General features: G+C 66.8%; 21 protein-coding genes. 5 read left to right on the forward strand and 16 right to left on the reverse strand.

Features of this window, described 5'->3' with window-relative positions:
- Window positions 1-99: 99 nt before the first annotated feature.
- Entirely contained in the window at window positions 100-1836 is a 1737-nt protein-coding gene (locus tag ACSFCA_RS13570; protein ID WP_435459863.1) for a GMC family oxidoreductase, read from the forward strand.
- Here ACSFCA_RS13570 and ACSFCA_RS13575 read toward each other — a convergent pair.
- The 8 genes from ACSFCA_RS13575 to ACSFCA_RS13610 form a co-directional block, all read right to left on the reverse strand.
- Window positions 1736-2761 (reverse strand): LacI family DNA-binding transcriptional regulator, encoded by a 1026-nt coding sequence (locus ACSFCA_RS13575; protein ID WP_435459864.1) that lies wholly within the window; start codon window positions 2759-2761, stop codon window positions 1736-1738. The two genes, ACSFCA_RS13570 and ACSFCA_RS13575, sit on opposite strands and share 101 nt — an antisense overlap.
- Window positions 2762-2900: 139 nt before the next feature.
- Window positions 2901-3890: a 2-hydroxyacid dehydrogenase gene (locus ACSFCA_RS13580; protein WP_093050854.1), complete on the reverse strand. Its 990-nt coding sequence runs from the start codon at window positions 3888-3890 to the stop codon at window positions 2901-2903.
- A gap of 5 nt (window positions 3891-3895) precedes the next feature.
- Window positions 3896-4849 carry a sugar kinase gene (locus ACSFCA_RS13585; RefSeq protein WP_435459865.1) on the reverse strand — a complete coding sequence of 318 codons (954 nt, stop codon included), beginning with the start codon at window positions 4847-4849 and terminating at the stop codon, window positions 3896-3898.
- A 10-nt stretch (window positions 4850-4859) separates the two neighbouring features.
- Window positions 4860-5603 (reverse strand): sugar phosphate isomerase/epimerase family protein, encoded by a 744-nt coding sequence (locus ACSFCA_RS13590; RefSeq protein WP_258354021.1) that lies wholly within the window; start codon window positions 5601-5603, stop codon window positions 4860-4862.
- Window positions 5604-6359, reverse strand: coding sequence for an amino acid ABC transporter ATP-binding protein (locus ACSFCA_RS13595; protein ID WP_093050863.1), 756 nt, complete (start codon window positions 6357-6359; stop codon window positions 5604-5606).
- A gap of 30 nt (window positions 6360-6389) precedes the next feature.
- A complete protein-coding gene (locus ACSFCA_RS13600; protein ID WP_435459866.1) occupies window positions 6390-7187 on the reverse strand; it encodes a transporter substrate-binding domain-containing protein in 798 nt (265 codons plus the stop codon).
- 61 nt (window positions 7188-7248) lie between these two features.
- The gene (locus ACSFCA_RS13605; RefSeq protein ID WP_258354019.1) at window positions 7249-7902 is read right to left on the reverse strand and encodes an amino acid ABC transporter permease; all 654 of its coding nucleotides are present in this window, start codon (window positions 7900-7902) and stop codon (window positions 7249-7251) included.
- Window positions 7903-7928: 26 nt separating this feature from the next.
- A complete protein-coding gene (locus ACSFCA_RS13610; RefSeq protein ID WP_093050872.1) occupies window positions 7929-8600 on the reverse strand; it encodes an amino acid ABC transporter permease in 672 nt (223 codons plus the stop codon).
- A gap of 144 nt (window positions 8601-8744) precedes the next feature.
- Here ACSFCA_RS13610 and ACSFCA_RS13615 point away from each other — a divergent pair, with 144 nt between their 5' ends.
- Entirely contained in the window at window positions 8745-10433 is a 1689-nt protein-coding gene (locus tag ACSFCA_RS13615) for a hypothetical protein (protein WP_435459867.1), read from the forward strand.
- Between the two features lie 4 nt (window positions 10434-10437).
- Here the strand turns inward: ACSFCA_RS13615 and ACSFCA_RS13620 are convergent, their stop codons facing one another.
- Together ACSFCA_RS13620 and ACSFCA_RS13625 are read right to left on the reverse strand one after the other, a co-directional pair.
- Entirely contained in the window at window positions 10438-10968 is a 531-nt protein-coding gene (locus ACSFCA_RS13620; RefSeq protein ID WP_258354017.1) for a cysteine hydrolase family protein, read from the reverse strand.
- A gap of 81 nt (window positions 10969-11049) precedes the next feature.
- The gene (locus ACSFCA_RS13625; protein WP_258354016.1) at window positions 11050-12642 is read right to left on the reverse strand and encodes an esterase/lipase family protein; all 1593 of its coding nucleotides are present in this window, start codon (window positions 12640-12642) and stop codon (window positions 11050-11052) included.
- 220 nt (window positions 12643-12862) lie between these two features.
- Here ACSFCA_RS13625 and ACSFCA_RS13630 point away from each other — a divergent pair, with 220 nt between their 5' ends.
- Window positions 12863-13984, forward strand: a complete 1122-nt coding sequence (locus ACSFCA_RS13630) for an MBL fold metallo-hydrolase (RefSeq protein ID WP_435459868.1) — start codon at window positions 12863-12865, stop codon at window positions 13982-13984.
- Here ACSFCA_RS13630 and ACSFCA_RS13635 read toward each other — a convergent pair.
- Genes ACSFCA_RS13635 through ACSFCA_RS13660 form a run of 6 tightly spaced genes read right to left on the reverse strand, consistent with a single transcriptional unit; the run spans window position 13981 to window position 21261 of the window.
- Window positions 13981-14502, reverse strand: coding sequence for a hypothetical protein (locus ACSFCA_RS13635; RefSeq protein WP_435459869.1), 522 nt, complete (start codon window positions 14500-14502; stop codon window positions 13981-13983). The two genes, ACSFCA_RS13630 and ACSFCA_RS13635, sit on opposite strands and share 4 nt — an antisense overlap.
- Window positions 14503-14549: 47 nt before the next feature.
- Window positions 14550-14741: a hypothetical protein gene (locus ACSFCA_RS13640; RefSeq protein WP_093050889.1), complete on the reverse strand. Its 192-nt coding sequence runs from the start codon at window positions 14739-14741 to the stop codon at window positions 14550-14552.
- Window positions 14741-17149, reverse strand: a complete 2409-nt coding sequence (parC, locus tag ACSFCA_RS13645) for a DNA topoisomerase IV subunit A (RefSeq protein ID WP_435459870.1) — start codon at window positions 17147-17149, stop codon at window positions 14741-14743. Before parC ends, ACSFCA_RS13640 begins: the two co-directional genes overlap by 1 nt.
- A gap of 55 nt (window positions 17150-17204) precedes the next feature.
- Window positions 17205-18326 carry a Kelch repeat-containing protein gene (locus ACSFCA_RS13650; protein ID WP_435459871.1) on the reverse strand — a complete coding sequence of 374 codons (1122 nt, stop codon included), beginning with the start codon at window positions 18324-18326 and terminating at the stop codon, window positions 17205-17207.
- Window positions 18327-18340: 14 nt separating this feature from the next.
- On the reverse strand, window positions 18341-19249 hold the full coding sequence (locus ACSFCA_RS13655; protein WP_435459872.1) for a lytic transglycosylase domain-containing protein: 909 nt from the start codon (window positions 19247-19249) through the stop codon (window positions 18341-18343).
- A 14-nt stretch (window positions 19250-19263) separates the two neighbouring features.
- Window positions 19264-21261 carry a DNA topoisomerase IV subunit B gene (locus ACSFCA_RS13660; protein ID WP_258354009.1) on the reverse strand — a complete coding sequence of 666 codons (1998 nt, stop codon included), beginning with the start codon at window positions 21259-21261 and terminating at the stop codon, window positions 19264-19266.
- Between the two features lie 166 nt (window positions 21262-21427).
- On the opposite strand from ACSFCA_RS13660, the gene ACSFCA_RS13665 reads away from it, so the two are divergent.
- Window positions 21428-22657, forward strand: a complete 1230-nt coding sequence (locus tag ACSFCA_RS13665; protein ID WP_435459873.1) for an MFS transporter — start codon at window positions 21428-21430, stop codon at window positions 22655-22657.
- Between the two features lie 13 nt (window positions 22658-22670).
- Window positions 22671-22811, forward strand: coding sequence for a hypothetical protein (locus tag ACSFCA_RS13670; protein WP_258354007.1), 141 nt, complete (start codon window positions 22671-22673; stop codon window positions 22809-22811).
- The last annotated feature ends 5 nt before the right edge of the window (window positions 22812-22816 follow it).

Raw genomic sequence — 22816 nt, forward strand, 5'->3', positions numbered from 1 at the left:
GAGACAAGGGAAAACGCCAAGCCCTGATTGCACGTTCATTCCTACAGTCGAATCCGTCCGCGCGGACGCAGGCAGCACAGAACAAAAGGAAGAAGCGCCATGGAATTCGACTACGTCATCGTGGGTGGCGGCTCCGGCGGCGCCACGCTGGCCTCGCGGCTGAGCGAAGACCCCGCCGTGAAGGTCTGCCTGGTCGAGGCCGGCGGCGACGGCCGCGGCATCCTGGTGCGGGCGCCTGCCGCCACGGTGGCGATGCTGCCGGGCCGCCCGCGCATCAACAACTACGCCTACCAGACCGTGCCGCAGCCCGGCCTGAACGGGCGCAAAGGCTACCAGCCACGCGGACGCTGCCTGGGCGGCTCCAGCGCGATCAACGCCATGCTCTACGTGCGCGGCCATCGCGACGACTACGACGACTGGGAGCGCGCGGGCTGCACCGGCTGGTCGTTCGATGCGGTGCTGCCCTACTTCAAGCGCGCCGAGGGCAACCAGCGCGGCGCGAGCGCACTGCACGGCGCCGACGGGCCGCTGCAGGTCTCTGAGCAGCAGAGCCCGCGCCCCATTGCCGACGACTTCGTGCGGGCCGCGGCGGAGTGCGGCATTCCGCGCAACGACGACTTCAATGGCGCCGAGCAGGAAGGCGCGGGCCTCTACCAGGTCACGCAGTTCCACGATGGTGCGCGCAACGGCGAGCGCTGCTCGGCGGCGGCTGCCTATCTTCATCCGGTGATGAACCAGCGCCCCAACCTCACGGTGCTGACCGACACGCAGGTCCTGCGCGTGGTGCTCGAAGACCGGCGCGCCACCGGTGTGGAAGTGCGGCGCAAAGACGGCAGCATCGAGACCCTTCACGCGCGGCGCGAAGTGGCGCTGTGCGGCGGCGCATTCAACTCGCCGCAGCTGCTGATGCTCTCGGGCATCGGCGATCCGGCCGAGCTGGGCCGCCACGGCATCGCCGTGCAGCATGCGCTGCCGGGCGTCGGCCAGAACCTGCAGGACCACACCGACTTCATCCTCGCCTACACCTCGAAGCACACCGACCTGTTCGGCATCGGCGTGGTGGGTAGCCTGCACCTGGTGAAGGCCATCGCCGAGTGGCGCAAGAGCGGCAAGGGCATGATCGCGACGCCGTTCGCCGAGGGCGGCGCGTTCATCAAGTCTTCGCCCGAGCTGCGGCGGCCCGACCTGCAACTGCACTTCGTGATCGCGATCACCGATGACCATGCGCGCAAGCTGCACGCGGGCTTCGGCTTCTCGTGCCATGTGTGCGTGTTGCGCCCCAAGGGCCGCGGCGACGTGCGCCTGAACGATGTCAGCCCGGGCTCGGCACCGCGCATCGACCCGCGCTTTCTGTCAGACCCGGAGGACATGGCGCTGCTGCTGCAAGGCGTGAAGAAGATGCGCGAGATCCTGCGCGCGCCAGCACTCGAAAAGTACCGCCACCGCGAGCTCTACACGGCCGACGCGCACACCGACGAAGAACTCATTCAGCACATTCGCGCGCGCGCCGACACCATCTACCACCCCGTGGGCACCTGCAAGATGGGCACGGATGCGATGGCGGTGGTCGATGCGAAGCTGCGCGTGCACGGCATCGAGAACCTGCGCGTGGTCGATGCCTCGATCATGCCGACGCTGATCGGCGGCAACACCAACGCGCCGACGATCATGATTGCCGAGCGCGCGGCCGACTGGATGCGCGGGCCGATCACCTTCGACCGCGCGCAGCAGGACGCTAGAGCGCCTGCGACGAGCCTCGCACCACCAGCTGGCCAGGCAGCAGCAACTGGCGCGGCGCCGCGTCCAAGCCACGCAGCCGCTCGATCAGGCAGGTAGCGGCCGTGCGGCCGATGGCGTCGGTAGGCTGGGCCACGGTGCTCAGGCCGGGGCCGATGAGCGAAGCCCATTCGGGATCGTCGAAGCCGACAAAGCCAAGGTCCGCACCGAACTGCCAGCCCAGCCGCGCCATGGCCTGCGCGATGCGCAGCGTGACCACGGCATTGCCCGCGACCACCGCAGCGCGGCGGCCGCGCTTGGCGCGCTGGCGCAGGGCGCGCAGGGCTTCGTCGAGCGCATCGCTCTCGCCCTCGACGCACTCGAACACCTCGCCCGCCACGCGCGGCTCGTGCGCGGCCACGCAGGCACCGAATGCGGCCGTGCGCTCGCGCCGCGAGCTCACGCCCTTCTGCGGCTCGGTGACGTAGAGCAGCTCGCGATACCCGCCTTCGACCAGATGGCCGCAGGTGGCCTGCATCGCGGCGTGGTTGTCGAGCGAGACGAAGTCGGTGTGCATGCCGGTGTGGCGCCGGTCGACCAGCACCGCCGGCTTGCCATGCAGCGTGACCGCGTCGACCACGTTGCTGCCGCGGCCCAGCGTGTTGAGGATGAAGCCGTCGACCTGGTAGCCCGCCAGCGCGTCGATGGCCTCGCGCTCGCGTTCGCTCTCGTTGCCGAGGTTGAACAGCATCACGAGGTAGCCGGCGTCCTGGCAGGCCTTCTCGGCGCCGCGCAGCACCGCGACGGAATACGGGTTGGTGATGTCGGCCACGATCAGCCCGATGAGCCGCGAGCGGCCATGGCTCAGGGCCTGCGCCATCGGGCTCGGCGAATAGGCCAGCGCCGCGATGGCGACTTCGACGCGCGCGGCGATATCGGGGCTCAGCAGCCGCTCGCGGTGATTGAGGAAGCGCGAGACGGTGGCCTTGGAGACGCCGGCGGCTTCGGCGACGTCGGCAATGGTGGCGCGGCCGGTCGGCTTCATGGGCGGCTCTCGCTCCTTCTCCCCTTGGGGAGAGGGCTGGGGTGAGGGTCGGCGGCGATGGCGAGGGCAGCGTTTGCACAAACGCCCCTGCCCTCACCCCAACCCTCTCCCCAAGGGGAGAGGGGGCAAGACAAGTTCCTCATGCGCTCGCCGTGTCGTACGGCGCAGTCGGCTTCTCGCCGGCCAGCACCTGCAGCAGGTTCGTCGTGGCGAGTTCTGCCATGGCATGCCGCGTCTCGTGCGTGGCCGAGCCGATGTGCGGCAGCGGCGTCACGCGCGGATGGGTGCGCAATGGTGAATCAGCCGGCAGCGGCTCTTTCGCGAATACGTCGAGGCCGGCGGCGCGCAGTGTGCCGTGGTCGAGTGCGTAGAGCAGCGCGTCTTCATTCACCGTGGCGCCGCGGCCACCGTTGATGAACGCGGCACCGGGTTTCATGCGTGCAAAGAAGGCGGCGTCGATCATGCCGCGCGTCGCGTCGGTCAGCGGCAGCATCGCGAGCACGATGTCGGCGCGCGCGAGCAGGTCGTCGAGCGGCGTGTGCGTGGCGCGGCCTTGCAACTCGGGCGCCTGCGTGGCCAGGTCGACCGGGCGACGTGCGTGGTACAGCACCGGCATGCCGAAGCCCAGCGCACCACGGCGCGCCACGGCCTGCCCGATGCGGCCGAAGCCGAGGATGCCCAGCGTCTTGCCATGCACGTCGGTGCCGAAGAGTTCTTCGCCGATGTTCTTCGTCCAGCGGCCTTCGCGCACGAGCGTCGACAGTTCGACCACGCGGCGCTGCGTTGCCATGAGGATCGCGAACACCGTGTCGGCCACCGTTTCGGTGAGCACGTCGGGCGTGTGGCACAGCACGATGCCGCGCTTGTGCAACTCGGCCAGCGGGTAGTTGTCGACACCGACCGACACGCTCGAAATCACCTGGAGCTGCGGCGCCCCGTCGAGCAGCGCGGCATCGACCGTATGGCTCGACCCGATCAGCCCGTTCGCGCTGCGCAGCGCGGCGGCAAAGGCCTCGGGCTCCTTGCGCGGGTCGGCAACGACCACATGGTGCACGGCTTGCAGGCGCGCCAGCTGGTCTTCGGGCAGAGGCCGGAAGACGAGGACGTTCTTCTTCGACACATTCGTCATGGTGTTCAGAGCCCCGCTTCTTCGAGTTGCGCCCGCGTCGGCAGGCCTTCGGTGTCGCCCAGCACCTGCACGGCGCGCGCGCCGATCCATGCGCCGCGGCGCACGGCCTCGGGCACGCTCTTGCCTTCGAGCAACGCACTCACCACGCCGGCTGCGAAGCCATCGCCCGCGCCCACGGTGTCGATCACTTCCTTCACCGGGAAGCCGTCGACGCGGCCGGTGCCGGCCACATCGCTGTCGTAGTAGGCGCCCTCGGCGCCGAGCTTGACGACCACCAGCTTCGCGCCGCGCTCGCGATAGAACTTCGCCACGCCCTCGGGCTTGTCGTGGCCGGTGAGCAGCAGGCCCTCTTCGATGCCGGGCAGCACCCAGTCGGCGCGCGAGGCGAGTTCGTTGATCCAGTGGCGCATGGTCTCGGTGGACGACCACAGCGTGGGACGCAGGTTGGTGTCGAACGAGATGGTGCGGCCGGCAGCGCGCATCACGTCTATGGTCTTGAGCGCGGCCTGCAGGCTGGTGTCGGAGATGGCCGCGAACACGCCGGTGGCGTGCAGGTGGCGTGCCGAACGCAGCCAGGCTTCGTCGACATCAGCCGGGCCCATGTGGCTCGCGGCCGAGCCCTTGCGGTGGTATTCGATCGGCGGGTCGCTGCCGTCGGTGACGCGGCCCTTGAACTGGAAGCCGGTGCGCTGCGTTGCGTCGGTGATCACGTGCGAGCAGTCGATGCCTTCGGCGCGCATCGCGGCCAGCAGCGCGCGGCCCATCGAATCGGTGCCGAGCCGGCTGGCCCAGCCCACCTTGAGGCCCAGGCGCGAAAGGCCGATGGCCACGTTGGTCTCGGCGCCGGCTGTGCGCTTATGGAACGCCTCTGCGTTTTCCAGCGGGCCGGGGCGGTCGGCCACGAGCAACAGCATGGCTTCGCCGAAGAGTGCGACGTCGAAGGCGGTTGGTTCTGTCATGTGTTTGTTCCTACGCCCGCGCGGCGCGGATGAAGTCGATCTGCGCGCGGGTAACGGCCAGCAGGTCGTCGCCCACGAGCGGGTATTCGATGGCGTGCGGCACGTCGGCCGGCAGCGCGCGCAGCACCGAGCGCCATGGCGCGACTGAGTCGCCCAGCGGCACCGCCACCCATTTGTGCGGCAGGCGCTGCGCGCCCTTGCAATGCACGTAGCGCACGCGGTGGCCGAGCGCCTGCGCGGCCTGCAGCGGGCACTCGCCGAGCCAGTGCCAGTTGCCCATGTCGAAGGTCATGCCCAGCGACACGCCGGCGCGGTCGGCCACGTCGAAGAAGGTCTGCAGCGCGGGCAGCGTGCCGGCGCGCACGGTCTGGTCGTTCTCGATGAGCAGCTCGACGCGGGTTTCAGCAAGCTCCACCTTCAGGCCCCAGAGCGAGCCATGCGAGGAAGCCTGGAAGTCGCCGATGGACATCTTGAGCCGCTTCGCGCCCACGCGCGTGGCGGCAGCAATGCCGCGCTTGAGCGCGGCGCTGTCGAGCCAGCCGCCCTGGGCCCACAGACCCTCGGGGCTGGAATACACGGATGCGAGCCCGTTCAATGCGGGCAGCTCTGCATCGGCGTCGCGCAGCATCTCGCCGCGCACTTCCACCGAATCGGCGCCTGCGGCGCGTGCCAGCTGCGAACACCAGAGCTGGCCATGCCGCCCCACCTCGGCCGCGCCGAAGGACGACAGAGAAATCAGAACGGAGAAGGACATTCAGTGGGCTTGGTGGGAGCTGAGAATCTGGCCCAAGAACTGGCGCGTGCGCTCGTCCTTCGGGTTGCCGAAGAATTCTTCGGGCGGCGCCTGCTCGACGATCTTGCCTTCGGCCATGAAGATCACGCGATCAGCGACGCTGCGGGCAAAGCCCATCTCGTGCGTCACGCACAGCATGGTCATGCCGTCTTCGGCCAGGCCGATCATGGTGTCGAGCACTTCCTTGACCATCTCGGGGTCGAGTGCCGAGGTGGGCTCGTCGAACAGCATGATCTTGGGCGTCATGCACAGCGCGCGCGCAATCGCAACGCGCTGCTGTTGGCCGCCCGAGAGCTGGCTGGGGTACTTGCCGGCCTGCTCCGGAATGCGCACGCGCGTGAGGTACTTCATGGCCACCTCTTCGGCCTGCGCCTTCGTCATGCCACGCGAACGCATCGGCGCGAGCGTGCAATTCTCGAGGATGGTGAGGTGCGGGAACAGGTTGAACTGCTGGAACACCATGCCGACCTCGGCACGCACCGCGTCGATGTTCTTGCCGCCGGCCGTGAGGTCGATGCCGTCGACCACGATGCGGCCCTTCTGCACCGTCTCGAGCCGGTTGATGCAGCGGATGAGCGTGGACTTGCCCGAGCCCGAGGGCCCGCAGATCACGATGCGCTCGCCCTGGCGCACCGACAGGTCGATGCCGGTCAACACCTGGAATTCACCGTACCACTTGTTGACCGCTTCCATGCGGATGATCGATTCCGTCGTCATGCCAGGATTCCTTCAGCCTCGGGGGGTTGCTTATTGCATCTTCGGAAGATCGGCCTGCAGCCACTTCTGGTAGAGCTTGTTCAGCTCGCCATTCGCGGTGTTCTTCTGCACGAACTCGTTCACCGCCTTGTGCAGATCTTCCTGGCCCGGGCGCATCGCGATGCCCATCGACTGCTGCACCAGCGTGAACTTGTTTTCGAAGGTGTTGGCGGGCACGCGCTTGGCGATTTGCGCTGCCACGGTCACCGAGCAGCCGATGGCATCGACCTGGCCCGAGATCAGCGCCTGCATGGCCGAGGCGTCGTCGTCGAAGCGGCGGATTTCGGTGCCTTCCGGTGCGGCCTTGGTCACGGCCACGTCTTGCGTCGATGCGCGGGCCACGCCCACGCGCAGGCCCTTCAGGTCGGCTGCCGCCTTGATGGGGGCCTTGGTCGCGCCATACAGCACGATGGTGGCGGCTGCATAGGGCTGCGAGAACTGCACCTGCTTCGCGCGCTCGGGCGTGACGGCCAGCGAAGCCACCAGCAGGTCGACCTTGTTGGTCAGCAGGAAGGGAATGCGGTTCGGGCCCGTGACCGGCACGATGTTGGCCTTGACGCCCCAGTCCTTGGCCAGCAGCTTGGCCACGTCGGCGTCGTAGCCGTCGGGCTGGTTCTTCGCGTCGGTGGTGCCGTAGGGCGGAAAGTCGACCAGCATGCCGATGGTGATCTCGCCCTTCTTCTTGATGTCTGCCACGGTCTGCGCCGAGGCGAAAGGTGCGAACACGGTAAGGGCGGCGCCGAGGCCGAGGGCTGCGAGCGCTGCGCGGCGGGAGGTGATGACGGTCATTGGATGTGTCTCCTGAATAAGGGAAGGAAGCGACGAGAAAGAGAAAGGAAAACGGAAAGGATCAACGCGCGAGCGCCCGGGCCCGGCGGCGCTCCATGCGCGCGGCCAGCAATGAAAGCGGCCAGCAGATGGCAAAGTAGATGGCTGCCACCACCGAGAACACGATGAGCGGCTGGAAGGTGGCGTTGTTGACGATCTGCCCCGCACGCGTGACCTCGACAAAACCGATGATGGCCGCGAGCGATGTGCCCTTGATGATCTGCACCACGTAGCCCACCGTGGGCGCCAGCGCGATCTTGAAGGCCTGCGGCAGCACCACGTCGCGCATGCGCGAGCTGTACTTCAGACTCAGCGCCTCTGCTGCTTCCCACTGTCCGCGCGGAATGGCCTCGATGCAGCCGCGCCAGATCTCGCCGAGGAAGGCCGCGCTGTTCAGGATGAGGGCGAAGCCGGCGGCAACCCACGGATTGATGTCCAGCCCCAGCACCGGCGCGCCGAAGAACACCAGGAACAGCTGCAGCAGCAGCGGTGTGCCCTGGAAGATCTGGATGAAGGTGGTCGATACGGCGCGCGCCCACGTCGATTCAGACGTGCGCATCAGCGCAATGATGAGCCCCAGGATCGCGCCGCCGACGAAGGCGATGGCCGACAGCGCGAGCGTCCACTTGGCCGCTTCGAGAATGAAAAGGAATTCGGGAAAACCGAAGGTGCGCATGTTGTTGTCTCCGTCCGTCGTCTGGGTTACCGGCGGTCCGGGTAGTTGAGCGTGCGCTTGTAGATCAGCTTGAACATCGCCGAGAAGGCGAGCGCCAGCGCCAGGTAGATGGCAGCGACCACGATGTAGATCTCGAAGCTGCGGAAGGTCTGCGACTGCAGGTTGGCGGCCACCGAGGTCAGGTCGTCGGCCGAGATGACCGACACCACGGCCGAACTCAGCATCAGCAGGATGAACTGGCTGGTGAGCGCCGGGTAGATGGCCTTCAGCGCGGGCTTGATGATGACGAAGCGGAAGATTTCCCAGGGCTTGAGGTTCAGCGCCCTGCCCGCTTCGATCTGCCCCTTGGGAATCGACTCGATGCCCGCGCGGATGATTTCCGTGGCGTAGGCGCCCAGGTTCACCACCATGGCCACCAGCGCGGCCGTCTGCGGCGACCAGCGCAGACCGATGGCCGGCAGCGCGAAGAAGAAAAAGAACAGCTGCACGAGGAACGGCGTGTTGCGGATCACCTCGATGTAGGCATTGACCAGAAAGCGCAGCCAGCCCGGCCCCGAGGTCTTGCCCCAGGCACAGAAGATGGCCACCACCAGGCCCAGCACCGTGGCAATGAGCGAGAGCTGGACCGTGATCCACGTGCCCTTGAGCAGCAGCGGCCAGGCGGCAAAGACGGCGTCGAATTGAAACTGGTAGTTCATGGTGGGCGGACCCGAATGCGCGCCGGGTGGGCGCGTGCGTGCCCCGAAAGCAAGGCTTGCAGCTTATATGAAACCGGTTTCAGGCTCATATAGGGATTCCCCTAGGTGGTCGTTTTGTCTCACCTTCTGCCTACACTGAAGCCCATGCTGAACCCACCCGCGGCCACCATGCCCACAGAGGCACACACGCCCCTCACGGGCGCCCCCACCGTGCAGCATTTCCGCCAGGCCCTGCTGTGGCCCTTGCGACTGATGCCTGCGCCGCACGCCGCGCACCATCACGGGCCCTGGCACGTGCTGCGCGAGATGGGCGACGCATCGCCGTGGCGCGAAGAGGTCGACGAATACACCGGCGACAGCAGCCGCTTTCACGAGCGGCACTACAACGAGTTCGTGAGCTTCCTGCCGTACGTGCAGCGCTTCCTGTACGGCGAAGGCCGCTCACGTGGCGACGGCGTGGGCGGCGACGGCGATTCGCCGATGCGCATCTTCCGCCGCCATGACATTGCGGCCGTGCGCCTGGTGGCGCAGCCGGGCGACGCGCCGGTCACGCTCGACGTGATCCATTGCGACCTGTATTTCTTCTTCGACATCGACGTGGTGCTGCTCAACCTCGAAGTCGGTGCAGACAACCTGAGCCTTGCGCAGGCTCAGGACATCCTCTACCGTTTCGGCCGCGCCTACCCTTCAGGCTGGGAGCCCGACGGCTCGGCGCTGCACTGCATGGCCAGCGTCGAATGGCTGGCCGCCGACGGCCATGTGCTCGCGAGCTCCGACGCGCAGCAGCGCGAGGCCTTTCTCTCGCACGTGGCGCAGCACCGCGCGCCGCGCATCTCCGCCCACTGGGCCTACCTGATGCAGCCGCTGGTGAGCGACCATTCGGAAGACCCCGGCGTGCTGCGCTACCGGCAGATCGAGTACTACCGCATGCCGGTCATGGCCTACCTGTCGCTGGACGATCCGCGCCGCCTCACGCGCGACGACTTCGTGCGGCTCGCGCTGGTCACCGGCGCAGGTGCCACCGACGCCCACCTGCCCTACGCCGAGCACCATCTCGCCGACTTCGAGCACAAGTACTGCTACGACCGCTTCTGGGTGAACGCGGGCGCAGCACCCAACACGCGCTACCTGTGCAACGGCCATGCGCTCGTCGTGGTGGGCGATGCGAACTCCGAATTCTTCTGCTGCCGCGACCGCGGCGTGCTCGCGCAGTTCAGGCACCAGCACTTCCTGTTGTTCCTCATTGCGCACTTCCAGAAGGCCTCGCTGCTGATGTTCTCCGACCAGCTGGTGGAGGCGCTCAAGCGGCTGGACATCCGCAGCACGCCGAGCGTGAAGCAGTTCAAGCGCGCCATCCGCGCGAGCTTCGAACGCTTCCTGCGCTTCACGCACCGCTACTGGTTCCACGAAATTTCGGAGCAGGCGCAGGTGCGCGCGCTCTCGCACATGTGCGCCACGCACCTCGGGCTGGACCCGCTCTACGACGAGGTCAAGGCACGCATCGCGGACATGAACACGTACCTCGACGCCGACAGCCTGCGCAGGCAGGCCAGCACCGTCGTGCGGCTCACGGTGGTCACGCTGTTCGGTCTCATCGGCACCATCACCACCGGCTTCCTGGGCATGAACCTGCTGGCCGAGGCCGATGCACCGCTGTGGCGCAAGGCAGTGTGGTTCGGCGTGGTGTTCGTCGCGACGACTTGGCTGACGATCTACACGATGGTGAAGTCGCAGCGGCTGTCGGACTTCATCGATGCGCTATCGAACGACAGGCTGGGCTTCAGGGGAAAGATGGCCGCGCTGGCGCGGGTGTGGCGGCCCGGCGCGGACTGATCGATCAGAAAGCGATGTCCGCGCTCGCCACCGCGCGGATCGGCACGCCGAAGCTCGTGATGTCCGACAGCGTGACGTTGTGGTGCTCGCGAATCTGTGCGCCCGTGGCGTGCGGCTTGTCGTGCGAGGTATGGGCATCGGCCGCGAGCACCACGTGATAGCCCAGCCCGGCGGCGCGGCGCGTGGTGGTGTCCACGCAGAACTCCGACGAATAGCCGCAGATGACCACGCGCTTCACGCCGTGCTCCGACAGCCATGCTTCGAGCGGCGTGCGCAGGAACGAATCGGGCGTGGTCTTGCGGATTCTTGCGTCGCGCGAATCGGTGTTCAGCGCACTGGCGAGCTGCCAGCGTTCGGAGTCGAACTCCAGGTCGACGGCGTTCTCGTGCTGGATGAAGGCCACAGGCACGCCGGCTGCGCGGGCGCGTTCGGTGAGCGCGTTGATGCGCTGCATCACCTCCCCGGCTTCGTGAGGGCGCGGCGGATCGTCGCAAAGGCCACGCTGGACATCGATGACGAGGACTGCAGTTTTCATGGTCTTGGAAAGAGGCGAAGTTCTTGACCGACCAGAGTATGACGCCCGGCAGCAGCGTCGAGATCGCCCCCTTCGACCTACCTACCCCCAGGCGCTGACCTCCAGGCGCACCTTGCCGCTGATGCCGGGCGCGGCCGGTGCTGCCCCGAGGCTGGACAGCGGCACCACGAACTGCAACTTGCCGCCGGCCAACTGCTTCGGGCTCATCGGCAGCGAGGCCCGCCCTGCCGTGTCGGTCTGCCAGCCGTACTTGACGTTCCAGTTCTGCGCCGGGTCGTCGGCCTGGGGCGGCGCGATCTCGATGATCAGCGTGTCGCGGAACAGCGAACTTCCCTCGTAGTGGCCGTCGAGCCAGAACTTGTTGTTGACCTGGTAGTCGGGCACGCGCACGCCGAGCGTCATGGCGTAGGCCAGCGTCGGGCGGTCCTGCTTCACACGGGCCTTGTTGGCGAGGAACACGGTCGAAAGGTAGATCGATCGGCGATCGGCCTTGGCCGGGTCGGTCAGCTCCTTGTGTGTGCGGCAGGCGGGCGAGTCTTCTTCTGCCACGCGCCGGCTCAGGTACCAGCGCTTGCCGCGCGGCGCGGCGAGCAGTTCGACCTGGTAGAGCGCATCGACGTCGGCCCCGGCAGGCAGGTCGGGCGGCAGCGTGACGCCGTCTATGTCGAACCACAGGTCGACCCGCACGTCGCCGAACAGGAAGCGTGTGAGGTTCTGATACGCCTCCTCGGAATTGACGATGCCGAAGAAGCCCGAGTGCGACCGGTAGGTGAAGGCGGTGGCCACCGGCTGCGTCTTGCCCGCGGCGTCGGTGGACCAGAGCGAGGCGTTCTCGATGCGCACGAGCCCGTCGCTGCCGTGGCCCGCGAACATGCGCGACAGGCCCTTGGCGCTTTCATAATCACCGCGGTTGGTGCCGACCATGCAGAAGAAGCGCTCGGCCGGAAAGGCCGTGGCCGGCAGGTAGTCCATGCGGCCGTTGATCGGCTGCGTGGCCAGGAACTCGGACATCTTCTCGCGGTTGAAGGTGTTCATCTCGTTCACCGTGAGCCAGGCCGGCACGTTGATGCCGCCCATGTCGATGCCGTTGTGCGGCGTGGCGTAGGTGAACACCTTGTCGACGCAGGCGCGCGCGGCCGCATCACCGAGTGCGGCGTTCTGCAGGAAGGCACGCACCACCAGGCCGCCCATGGAATGCGCGACGAGGTAGCAGCGGAAGTCGGCGGGCGAATAGCCCGGCCCCTCGCGCAGCGCCACGAGCTCGCGCACACGCAATATCAGCTGGCTCAGGCCTTGCGCGTACACCTTGACGTCCTTGGCCTGGCCGTCGCCGAGCAGCTCGGAGCCCGAGTCGTAGTAGCGGTAGATGATGACCGAGGCCGAGGGGATGCCATCGACGTCCCGGCCGTTCTCGTCGGGCGAGGGCTTCCAGTCGGGGTCGAGGATGTCCAGGCCGTTCTGGTAGACGCTCTGGTACTGGAAGTCGGCCAGCAGGCGCACCATGGGCGATTCGAAAACGAACTTCTGCGCCGGCGCCTCCTTCTTGACGGTGGCGCGATACACCGTGGAGCCGATGTTGAAGCCGCAGAACGGGTCGGCCGCGGTTTCGTCCCGCTCGGACTCGGTCATGGCATAGCCGCGCACGTAGATGATGGGATAGCGATTGCTGCTCATGGAATCTGCCGCCTCGTCGAAAGTCGATGAAGCTTTCCAGTGTGCCGAACCTGGCAGGGGCCCGCCATACGGCTCATGGCATAGGAAGGCCGGGGGACATTCGCGCAGGGGAGACCGATATATCCCTGCGCCCCGAATGTTTCTGCCGCTGAAACCATTGAAACGTCCGCCATGGCTACTCTCGCGCCATCCTGCAAACAACGATCCAGAGGGTTTTCTCATGGCTGACGATTCGGGCTCCCAGGGCTCCTACCTGCCCCAACTGCTGCGCCGGGGCACGGTGCTGGCCGCTGCCGGCTGTGCCCTTGTTGCGGGTTGCGGCGCCGCCGGCAGCGGCGAGACGCGCTACGACAGCTCGCCGCAATTCAAGGACGGTGGCTTCCACAACATGGCCAACCCCGACCTGCCCGCGCAGGCCAGCGCATGGCGCATCTGGTCGCGCTTCATCGTGGGCAGCAAGGTCGACACCGTGCCGGTCGATGCAATTCCGGTGAAGGCGCTGGACCGCAGCGCGCTCGATTCACTCGACACCAAGGCCAACCACGTCGTACGCCTCGGCCATTCGTCACATCTGCTGAAGCTGCGCGGCAAGTACTGGCTGATCGACCCCGTGTTCAGCGAACGTGCGTCACCCGTGCAGTGGGCCGGGCCAAAGCGCTTTCACCAGCCACCAATCACGCTCGAACAGCTACCGCCCATCGAAGGCGTGATCCTTTCGCACGACCACTACGACCACCTCGACGTGGCGACCATCGAATACCTGTCGAAGAGCGTGCAGCGCTACTTCGTGCCGCTGGGCGTGCGCGCGCGGCTGATAGTGATGGGCGTGCTGGCCGAGCGCGTGACCGAACTCGACTGGTGGCAGGGCGGCGAGCACGACGGCGTGAAGCTCACCGCCACACCCGCACAGCATTTCTCGGGCCGCACGCTGAACGACCGCGACCGCACCCTGTGGGCCTCATGGGTGGTGCAAAGCGGCGACCAGCGCATCTTCTACAGCGGCGACTCGGGCTACTTCCCGGGCTTCAAGCAGATCGGCGAGCGCTTCGGCGGCTTCGACATCGCGCTGATGGAAAACGGCGCCTACGACACCATGTGGCCCGCCGTGCACATGACGCCCGAACAGAGCGTGCAGGCCTTCGAAGACCTGCGCGGCAAGGTGTTCTTCTCGGTGCACAACAGCACCTTCGACCTAGCCTTCCACACCTGGCATGACCCGCTGGACCGCATCGCGGATCTGGCGGAGGCGAAGAAGATCGAGCTGGCGACGCCGGTGATCGGCGAAGTGGTGACGGTGGGGCAGGCGCGCACGAATACGCGGTGGTGGCAAGGGTTGCGCTAGTCGCAACGCGAGGCGCTGGGCTCCTCGATACGTGAAACCTCGCCGTTTCCGGCCAGAACAATCCTGCGCAGCTGAATGGTGCAGCGAGGCGCCGATGCAGGCCAGAGAAAAATCGCTTCGTACTGTTCGCCGCTGCGAGGGACGAAGCGAAGGGTTCCCACGCAATTCGACCACACGGTGCTGCCGCCAGCCAGCAGCACCACTTCAGCATCCGCCGGAATGATTCGCTCAGAGCTCATGAAGTCGGTACTCAGACGGGGCGCCATGCCTGCCCTCCTGGACTCCGATCGCTCGTTGAAGAGCACGCCGCCCTTGGGGCCCTCCCTGCGGCAACTCTCGCGCACCGCGAAGGAGTAAGAGATCACCCGGGCCGACGCATTCTGGACAACACGCAGCCTTGCAGTCCTGTCGCCCGTCGCGTCCTTGTATTCGACGCTCGCACACCCCGACAACACAGCCGCTGCGCCTGCGAACGCGATATAGCGAACGCAACCGAGCAATCCCTCTGCTACTGCCATAACGCTCCCTCCTCCTGCTGTTCGACTCCAGGCGCAAGCGGCCGTGTTTATTCGCCGCGCTCCTTGCGCTCCCGCGCGCGCCGCACCTGCCGCGTCTCGTTCGCCTGCGACGCAATGCGATTCTTCTCGCGCTTCTTCGCCGCCCGCTTCTCACGCATGCGACGGCCCAGCACATAACTGCCGAGGCCCGTGACCACGGCAATGAAGATCCCGATGACGCTGATGTCGATGCCGCCCATCACAGCACCCGCACGATGCTCGTCGGCTTGAAGCCCAGGTCGGCCGCCTTACCCTTGCGCGCGCGGCTGCCGCGCGCGTTGTTGAGCGTGCGGATTTCCAGCGTTTCTTCGCGCTCCTTGGCACCGCGACCGATGCCTTCGATCTTCACGCTGCGCGTGTAGGCAGCGGCTCCGGCCAGGGTGTCCTTGGGCTCGAGGTCGATCAGCGTGAGACCCCGGCCGCCCTTCGGCAGGCTCTTGAGTTCCGTGATGTCGAAGGTCAGGATGCGGCCGCCGGTCGAGGCGCAGGCCACATGCGTGGCCGGGAGCATCGGCTCGGCGCCGCTCGCGCCGCCCACCAGGGACGGGCGGCACAGCTGCTCGCCCTCGCCCACGTCGATGAAGGCCTTGCCGCCGCGCTGGCGCGACATCATGTTCTCGACCGTGGCGATAAAGCCGTAGCCGCCGGTGTTGGCCAGCAGCACGCTGGCGCCCACCGGGCCCGCGAAGAAATGCGTAACGTGCGTGCCGGCATCGAGCTCGATGAGCGTGGTGACGGGCTGACCGTCACCGCGCGCGCCGGGCAGCGAGGCCACGGGCACGGTGTAGACGCGCACGCTCTTGTCCTTGGCGCTGCCGAAGACCAGCAGCGTGTCGACGCTGCGGCACTCGAAGGCGCCGTAGAGCGAGTCGCCCGACTTGAAGCTGTATTCGGGCGGTGCGCCCTTTTCTCCGTTCGCACCGTTGCCCGCGGCCTTCTCGCTCGCCCAGCCCTTCTGCGCACGGACCCAGCCCTTCTGCGACACGATGACGGTGACGGGCTCGTCGACCACCTTCACTTCGGCTACAGCACGCTTCTCGGCCTGGATGAGCGTGCGACGCGCGTCTTCGAAAGTCTTGGCGTCGGACTCGATTTCCTTCACCAGCAGGCGGCGCAGCGCAGTCGGGCTGCCGAGGATGTCTTCGAGCTTCTTCTGCTCGTCGCGCAGGCCTGACAGCTCCTGCTCGATCTTGATGGCCTCGAGCCGCGCAAGTTGGCGCAGGCGGATTTCAAGGATGTCCTCGGCCTGGCGTTCGCTGAGGTTGAAACGCGCGATGAGCGCCGCCTTCGGGTCTTCCGCAGCACGGATGATCGCGATCACCTCGTCGATGTTCAGCAGCACCAGCTGCCGGCCTTCGAGGATGTGGATGCGGTCCATCACCTTGCTCAGCCGGAACCGCGAACGCTTCTCGACGGTGATCTCGCGAAACGCGATCCACTCGTTGAGCATCTGGCGCAGCGACTTCTGCGTGGGCTTGCCGTCGATGCCGACCATCGTGAGGTTGATGGGCGACGAGGTTTCGAGCGAGGTCTGCGCGAGCAGCGTGGTGATGAACTCGTCCTGGCTGATGCGCGAGGTCTTGGGCTCGAACACCAGGCGCACGGCGGCGTCCTTGCTGGACTCGTCGCGCACCACGTCGAGCACCGACAGCATCGCGGCTTTCAGCTGGGTCTGCTCGGCGCTCAGCGCTTTCTTGCCGGTCTTGACCTTCGGGTTGGTGATTTCCTCGATTTCCTCGAGCACCTTCTGCGTGCTGACGCCCGGCGGCAGCTCGTTGACCACGAGTTGCCATTGCCCGCGCGCCAGGTCCTCGATCTTCCAGCGCGCGCGCACCTTGAGCGAGCCGCGGCCGGTGCGATAGGCGTCGGCGATGTCGCTCGCACTGCTGATGATCTGCGCGCCACCCGGGTAGTCGGGGCCGGGCACGATGGCGAAGAGCTCTTCTTCGCTGAGCTTGCCGTTCGACTTGATCAGCGCCACGCAGGCGTCGGCGATCTCGCGCAGGTTGTGGCTCGGAATTTCGGTGGCCAGGCCCACGGCAATGCCGCTCGCGCCGTTGAGCAGCGTGAACGGCAGCCGCGCGGGCAGCAGGCGCGGTTCTTCGGTGCTGCCGTCGTAGTTGGGAATGAAGTCGACCGTGCCTTCGTCGATCTCGTCGAGCAGCAGGCTGGTGATGCGCGCCAGGCGCGCTTCGGTGTATCGCATGGCCGCGGCGCCGTCGCCGTCGCGGCTGCCGAAGTTGCCCTGGCCGTCGACCAGCGGGTAGCGCTGCGAAAAATCTTGCGCCATGCGCACCAGCGCGTCGTACGCGGCCTGGTCGCTGTGCGGATGGAAGCGGCCGAGCACGTCGCCGACCACGCGCGCGCTCTTCACGGGTTTGGCGCCCACGGTGCCGTTGGCGCCGCCAAAGCCCAGGCCCATGCGCGACATCGAGTACAGGATGCGGCGCTGCACCGGCTTCTGGCCGTCGGACACATCGGGCAGCGCGCGGCCCTTGACCACGCTGAGGGCGTATTCGAGGTAGGCAGTCTGGGCGTAGTCGGCGAGGGTCAGGGTCGTGTCGCCGTCGGTGGGACCCTGGAGATCGAGCGGAGGTTGGGAATCCATGAAAGAGAAGGTGAGAAAAACAGTTGCTGCAGGCCGTGCGCGAGGGTAGTCGCGATCAGCCCAGTGTGAATGCCTCGTGCACCGCGGACTGCACGGCGCCGCCGAGTACCGCGCCGCCGCCCGCGACGTAGATCCAGTCGCCGATGACGGCCGCGCCCACGGCGTGGCGCGGAGTGGTCATGGGAGCATGGCGTTGCCATGTGTCGTCCACGGGGTTGTAGCTTTCCATCTGGCCGAACACCTTGGCTTGGCGCGGCACGCCGCTGACGAGAATACCGCCCTCCCCGCCCATGGCGAAGAAGCGGCCTCGATACACCACGAGGCCATGGCCCGAGCGCGCGGTAGGCAGCGGCGAGCGCAGCTCCCAGGTGTCGCGTGCGGGCAGGTAGACGTGGTGCAGGTCGGTGTTGTATTCGAAGGTGTTGAAGCGCCCGCCGATCACGTGGATCTGACCGCCGTTCGACACGCAACCGACGTGATCGCGCGCACCGGGCAGCGGCTTGGCGGTGGACCAGCGATCGGCCTTGGGGTCGTACACCTCGTGCCAGCTGACGCTCGCGCGCTCGGCAGCAGGCTCCGACGCTCCGCCGATCAGGTGCAGCGCGCCGTCGAGCATTACCGCGGCCGCAGCGCCGCGCGGTCGCGGCAGCGGCGCGATGGTGGTCCAGCGGTTGGCGGCGATGTCGTATACGTAGGCGTTCGTGTCGGAGCGGCGGTTCTGCTCGACGAAGCCGCCAAGCGCATAGACGCGGCCGCCCTCGGCCGTCACCGCAACATGGTTTGCACCGCGCGGCAGAGGGGCGCCGTCGAGCCAGCGGTCGGCCTTCGGGTCGTAGATGTGGTGGTAGTCACGGTTGACCTTGCCTTCGCCGTAGCCGCCGACCACATGCATGCGCCCCATCGCGGCGGTGGCCCAGGCCATCTCGCTGCGCGGGATCGGCAAGGCCGCGCGCGGCTCCCAGCGGCCTTGCGGGCCGGGCGGCGCGGTGCTCTCGGTGAAGCGCTGCGCCTCCTGGTCGGGCGTCATGTGGTGCGGCACGCCGCCCTGCAGCTTGGCATAGGGTTCGGCCGACGAAGGCACTGCCGGCAGCGTGTCGTGCGTGGCCGGATGCTGTGCACGCGCAGTGCCTGCCACCATGCCGGCAGCGGTCGCGAGGACGAAGCTTCGACGATGCATGGCGGTCTCCTTCATCAGGACAGCGGCGCGCCGGGCGCATCGGCTGCGCCGGTCGGCACCGCCGAAGGCTCGGGGATATCGGGCATGGTCGGCATGTTGCGCGGTGCGTCGGACGGCATGTTGCCGCGGCCGATGGCCCCGCCCTGCGGCACCGTCAGCTCCATGCGGATACGGCCCGGCGTCTTGCCGCCGCGCACGGCACCACCGCCGCTACCGCCCGTTGCCACGGACGGCTTCAGGTACGCATACAGCTGCAGCACTGTCTGCACGTAGTTCTGCGTTTCCTTGTAGTTCGGGATCTTGTTTCCCGCGCGCTGCACTGCACCCTCGCCCGCGTTGTAGGCGGCCAGCGCCAGCTCGATCTGGCCCGGGAACATCGCGATCAGGTCGCCGAGGTAGCGCGAGCCGGCGGCGATGTTGATACGCGGGTCGAACAGCTTTTTCTCGATGGTGTTGCGCTTGTCCGCCGACACGCCGTAGCGCTGCGCCGTAGCGGGCATCAGCTGCATAAGGCCCATGGCGCCCTTGGGCGAGACGGCCTGCGCGTCGAAGCCCGACTCGGTCGCGATGAGCGCCTGCAGCAGTTCGTAGTCGATCGAATGCTTGTTCGACGCGTCGCGCAGCGCCGTCTTGGCGGTCTTGTAGCCGGGCGAGGCCTCGAACATGGCGAGCAGGCTCTGCGAGGCGGGTGACACCTTGCCGTCGAGCTTTCGGCCACCACGGCCCAGCGGAGAAATGCCTTGCGCCGTGTCGAAGCTCTGGCCGCCGCGAAAGAAGATCTGGTAGCGCTCGTCGATTTTTTCGGAAGCGAAGTGCGCGATGCCCTTGCTGTCGATGTAGCCGTAGATGTCAGCGGCGTGCGCCAGCCCCTGCTGCGTACACAGCAGGAAGGCCAATAGCAACAAGCGCTTGAAAACTGACATGCGTGGTGGAGGAATCAAACATCGATGTCGACATCGTCGGCGCGCAACTCCATGAGTTCGCGCCGGGCTGCCGCTTCGCCCTTGCCCATGAGCTTGGTGATTTCGCCCTGGGTGGACGTGAAGTCGAACCGGCCCAATTGGACCTGCATCAGGCGCCGGGTGTCTGGATTGAGCGTGGTTTCCCACAATTGTTCCGCGCTCATTTCGCCCAGGCCCTTGAAGCGGCTGATGCTCCAGGCGCCTTCGCGCACGCCATCTTTACGCAATTTGTCGAGCGTGGCGGTCAGTTCGCCCTCGTCCAGCGCATAGACCTTGGAGGCCGGCTTCTTGCCGCGCGCAGGCGCATCGACCCGGAACAATGGCGGCTTTGCGACATACACGTGGCCGGCTTCGATGAGTTTCGGGAAGTGACGGAAGAACAGCGTGAGCAGCAGCACCTGGATATGCGAGCCGTCCACGTCGGCATCGCTCAGGATGCAGACCTTGCCGTAGCGCAGGCCGCTCATGTCGGGCGTGTCGTTGGGGCCGTGCGGATCGACGCCCACAGCGACCGAGATGTCGTGGATTTCAGTGTTGGCGAACAGCCGGTCGCGCTCCACTTCCCAGGTGTTGAGCACCTTGCCGCGCAGGGGCAGGATGGCCTGGCTTTCCTTGTCGCGGCCCATCTTGGCGCTGCCGCCGGCGGAGTCGCCCTCGACCAGGAAGACTTCGTTGTGGCTGATGTCCTTGCTCTCGCAGTCGGTCAGCTTGCCGGGCAGCACGGCCACGCCGGAGCCCTTGCGCTTCTCGACCTTCTGGCCGGCGCGCTGACGCGTCTGCGCGGCCTTGATGGCCAGTTCGGCGAGCTTCTTGCCGTAGTCGACGTGCTGGTTGAGCCACAGCTCGAGCGCGGGGCGCACGAAGCTCGACACCAGGCGCACGGCGTCGCGCGAGTTCAGGCGTTCCTTGATCTGGCCCTGGAACTGCGGATCGAGCACCTTGGCGCTGAGCACATACGAAGCGCGCGCGAACACGTCTTCGGGCAGCAGCTTCACGCCCTTGGGCAACAGCGAATGCAATTCGATGAAGCCTTTCACCGCGGTGAAGAGGCCGTCGCGCAGGCCGCTTTCGTGCGTGCCGCCGGCGCTGGTGGGAATCAGGTTGACGTAGCTCTCGCGCACCGGCTGGCCGTCTTCGGTGAAGGCCACGCACCAGTCGGCGCCCTCGCCTTCGGCGAAGTTGTCGGCGTTCTTGTCGGCATGGCCGCTGCCTTCGAACAGCGGAATGACGGGGTCGCCGTTGAGCGTCTGCATCAGGTAGTCGCTCAGGCCGCCCTTGTAGAGCCACTGCTGCGTTTCCTTGGTCTTCTCGTTCGTGAGCGTGACGCTCACGCCGGGCATCAGCACGGCCTTGCTGCGCAGCAGATGCGTGAGTTCGCCCATGGGCAGCACGGCGGTTTCGAAGTACTTGGCGTCAGGCCAGGCGCGCACGGTGGTGCCCTGCTTGCGCTCGCCGGCTTCGAGCTTTCGGATTTCGAGCGCCTCGATCACATCGCCGGCACTGAAGGCCAGCTTGGCGGCCGAACCTTCTCGATGCGAGGTGACTTCGAGCCGCTTCGACAGCGCATTGGTCACCGACACGCCCACGCCGTGCAGGCCGCCCGAGAAGCTGTAGGCGCCGCCCGAGCCCTTGTCGAACTTGCCGCCCGCGTGCAGCCGGGTGTACACGAGCTCGATCACGGGGGCCTTTTCTTCAGGATGCAGGCCGAAGGGAATGCCCCGGCCGTCGTCTTCGACGCTGACGGAGCTGTCGGTATGCAGCGTGACCTTGATCTTCTTGCCGTAGCCCGCGAGCGCCTCGTCGGCGGCGTTGTCGAGCACTTCCTGGATGATGTGCAGCGGGTTGTCGGTGCGGGTGTACATGCCCGGGCGCTGCTTGACGGGCTCGAGGCCCTTGAGCACGCGGATGGAGCCTTCCGAGTAGCCGGAGGACGCGGACGGTGAATTGGGGGGAGTCTTGGGGGGAGTCGCCATGGGGGCGGATTGTAGTCAGTCGCCGCCAAACAACTGGATACCCATACAGGAGGCGCTCAGGAACTGCTTTGATGCCCGACGCGCATTGAAACCGCCCCGATAAATCATCAATGGCTTTGGCCGCCGTGCCGCCTGCCGGAGCAGGTGAATCGTTACATTCGAAGTCATGCAATCCCCCGCCGCTCCCGCCCTCTCGGTCAAGCAAGTACTTTTCTGCGGGGCGATGATCGTCACGCTCTCGATGGGCATCCGCCATGGCTTCGGGCTCTGGCTGCAGCCGATCACGCAGGCGCAGGACTGGAGCCGGCAGACCTTCTCGTTCGCGCTGGCCATCCAGAACCTCTCATGGGGCATCTTCGGCGTGTTCGCGGGCATGCTGGCCGACAGGTTCGGTGCTTTCCGGGTGTTGATCGGCGGCTCGGTGTTCTATGCGCTGGGGCTGTTCGGCATGGCGCATTCGCCGACGCCGCTGCTCTTCACGCTGAGTGCGGGCGTGCTGATTGGCGCGGCGCAGGCTGGCTCGACCTATGCGGTGATCTACGGCGTGATCGGGCGGCAGATTCCGGCCGAGCGGCGCTCTTGGGCCATGGGCGTGGCGGCAGCAGCCGGCTCGTTCGGCCAGTTCCTGATGGCGCCCATCGAGGGGCGGCTGATCGGCCACCTGGGCTGGCAGACGGCGCTGGCGGTCGTGGCTGTGCTGGTGCTGGTCATCATCCCGCTGGCCTTCGGCCTGCGCGAACCGAGGACGGCGGCGCTGGCCGGGCACCGCGAACAGTCGGTGCTGCAGGCTGTGGGCGAAGCCTTCCGCTACCCCAGCTTCGGCCTGCTGATGGCGGGCTACTTCGTCTGCGGCTTTCAGCTGGCGTTCATCGGCATCCACATGCCGACCTACCTGCGCGACCGCGCGCTGCCAGCCGAGGTGGCTGGCTACGCGCTGGCGCTGATCGGGCTGTTCAACGTGTTCGGCACTTACACGGTGGGACTGCTGGGGCAGAAGCTGGCCAAGCGCAAGATCCTCGCGGCGATCTACTTCGCACGGGCGGTGTCGATCGCGCTGTTCCTGATGGCGCCGATCTCCCCGCTCAGCGTGTATGTGTTCTCGGCGGCGATGGGCTTCCTGTGGCTGTCCACCGTGCCCGCGACCAATGCGATCGTGGCGGGCATCTTCGGCGTGGCGCATCTTTCGATGCTCAGCGGCTTCGTGTTCCTGAGCCACCAGGTCGGCTCGTTCCTGGGCGTGTGGCTGGGCGGCTACCTGTACGACACCACCGGCAGCTACGACATCGTCTGGTACATCGCGATCGCGCTGGGCGTGTTCGCGGCGCTCATAAACCTGCCGGTGAAGGAAAGCGCCATTGCGCGCTCGTCGCCCCAGCCGGCCGGCGCTGCGGGTTGATCTATAAATCAGGATGACTCCGCAAATGCGCCACCACATCGTCCACGCGGGCTGGCTGGCCGCCGCGCTGGCTGTGCTGGGCGGCGTATTCGCGCTTTACGTGCACCCGGACTTTCTGGTGACGCTGGTCGATCAGATCTGGTCCTGCTTCTGAGGCCA

Origin of the sequence: Variovorax multivorans (assembly GCF_051216835.1) — a bacterium.
Classification (GTDB): domain Bacteria; phylum Pseudomonadota; class Gammaproteobacteria; order Burkholderiales; family Burkholderiaceae_C; genus Variovorax.

Excerpts from the sequence above, each read along its gene's own strand:
- ACSFCA_RS13595 (WP_093050863.1), bottom strand. The coding sequence starts at position 6,359 with ATGACGACGGAATCGATCATCCGCATGGAAGCGGTCAACAAGTGGTAC.
- ACSFCA_RS13625 (WP_258354016.1), bottom strand. The coding sequence starts at position 12,642 with ATGAGCAGCAATCGCTATCCCATCATCTACGTGCGCGGCTATGCCATG.
- ACSFCA_RS13605 (WP_258354019.1), bottom strand. The coding sequence starts at position 7,902 with ATGCGCACCTTCGGTTTTCCCGAATTCCTTTTCATTCTCGAAGCGGCC.
- ACSFCA_RS13585 (WP_435459865.1), bottom strand. The coding sequence starts at position 4,849 with ATGACAGAACCAACCGCCTTCGACGTCGCACTCTTCGGCGAAGCCATG.
- ACSFCA_RS13570 (WP_435459863.1), top strand. The coding sequence starts at position 100 with ATGGAATTCGACTACGTCATCGTGGGTGGCGGCTCCGGCGGCGCCACG.
- ACSFCA_RS13650 (WP_435459871.1), bottom strand. The coding sequence starts at position 18,326 with ATGCATCGTCGAAGCTTCGTCCTCGCGACCGCTGCCGGCATGGTGGCA.
- ACSFCA_RS13655 (WP_435459872.1), bottom strand. The coding sequence starts at position 19,249 with ATGTCAGTTTTCAAGCGCTTGTTGCTATTGGCCTTCCTGCTGTGTACG.
- ACSFCA_RS13615 (WP_435459867.1), top strand. The coding sequence starts at position 8,745 with ATGCTGAACCCACCCGCGGCCACCATGCCCACAGAGGCACACACGCCC.
- parC (WP_435459870.1), bottom strand. The coding sequence starts at position 17,149 with ATGGATTCCCAACCTCCGCTCGATCTCCAGGGTCCCACCGACGGCGAC.
- ACSFCA_RS13590 (WP_258354021.1), bottom strand. The coding sequence starts at position 5,603 with ATGTCCTTCTCCGTTCTGATTTCTCTGTCGTCCTTCGGCGCGGCCGAG.
- ACSFCA_RS13610 (WP_093050872.1), bottom strand. The coding sequence starts at position 8,600 with ATGAACTACCAGTTTCAATTCGACGCCGTCTTTGCCGCCTGGCCGCTG.
- ACSFCA_RS13660 (WP_258354009.1), bottom strand. The coding sequence starts at position 21,261 with ATGGCGACTCCCCCCAAGACTCCCCCCAATTCACCGTCCGCGTCCTCC.
- ACSFCA_RS13580 (WP_093050854.1), bottom strand. The coding sequence starts at position 3,890 with ATGACGAATGTGTCGAAGAAGAACGTCCTCGTCTTCCGGCCTCTGCCC.
- ACSFCA_RS13620 (WP_258354017.1), bottom strand. The coding sequence starts at position 10,968 with ATGAAAACTGCAGTCCTCGTCATCGATGTCCAGCGTGGCCTTTGCGAC.
- ACSFCA_RS13600 (WP_435459866.1), bottom strand. The coding sequence starts at position 7,187 with ATGACCGTCATCACCTCCCGCCGCGCAGCGCTCGCAGCCCTCGGCCTC.
- ACSFCA_RS13575 (WP_435459864.1), bottom strand. The coding sequence starts at position 2,761 with ATGAAGCCGACCGGCCGCGCCACCATTGCCGACGTCGCCGAAGCCGCC.
- ACSFCA_RS13665 (WP_435459873.1), top strand. The coding sequence starts at position 21,428 with ATGCAATCCCCCGCCGCTCCCGCCCTCTCGGTCAAGCAAGTACTTTTC.
- ACSFCA_RS13640 (WP_093050889.1), bottom strand. The coding sequence starts at position 14,741 with ATGGGCGGCATCGACATCAGCGTCATCGGGATCTTCATTGCCGTGGTC.
- ACSFCA_RS13635 (WP_435459869.1), bottom strand. The coding sequence starts at position 14,502 with ATGGCAGTAGCAGAGGGATTGCTCGGTTGCGTTCGCTATATCGCGTTC.
- ACSFCA_RS13630 (WP_435459868.1), top strand. The coding sequence starts at position 12,863 with ATGGCTGACGATTCGGGCTCCCAGGGCTCCTACCTGCCCCAACTGCTG.
- ACSFCA_RS13670 (WP_258354007.1), top strand. The coding sequence starts at position 22,671 with ATGACTCCGCAAATGCGCCACCACATCGTCCACGCGGGCTGGCTGGCC.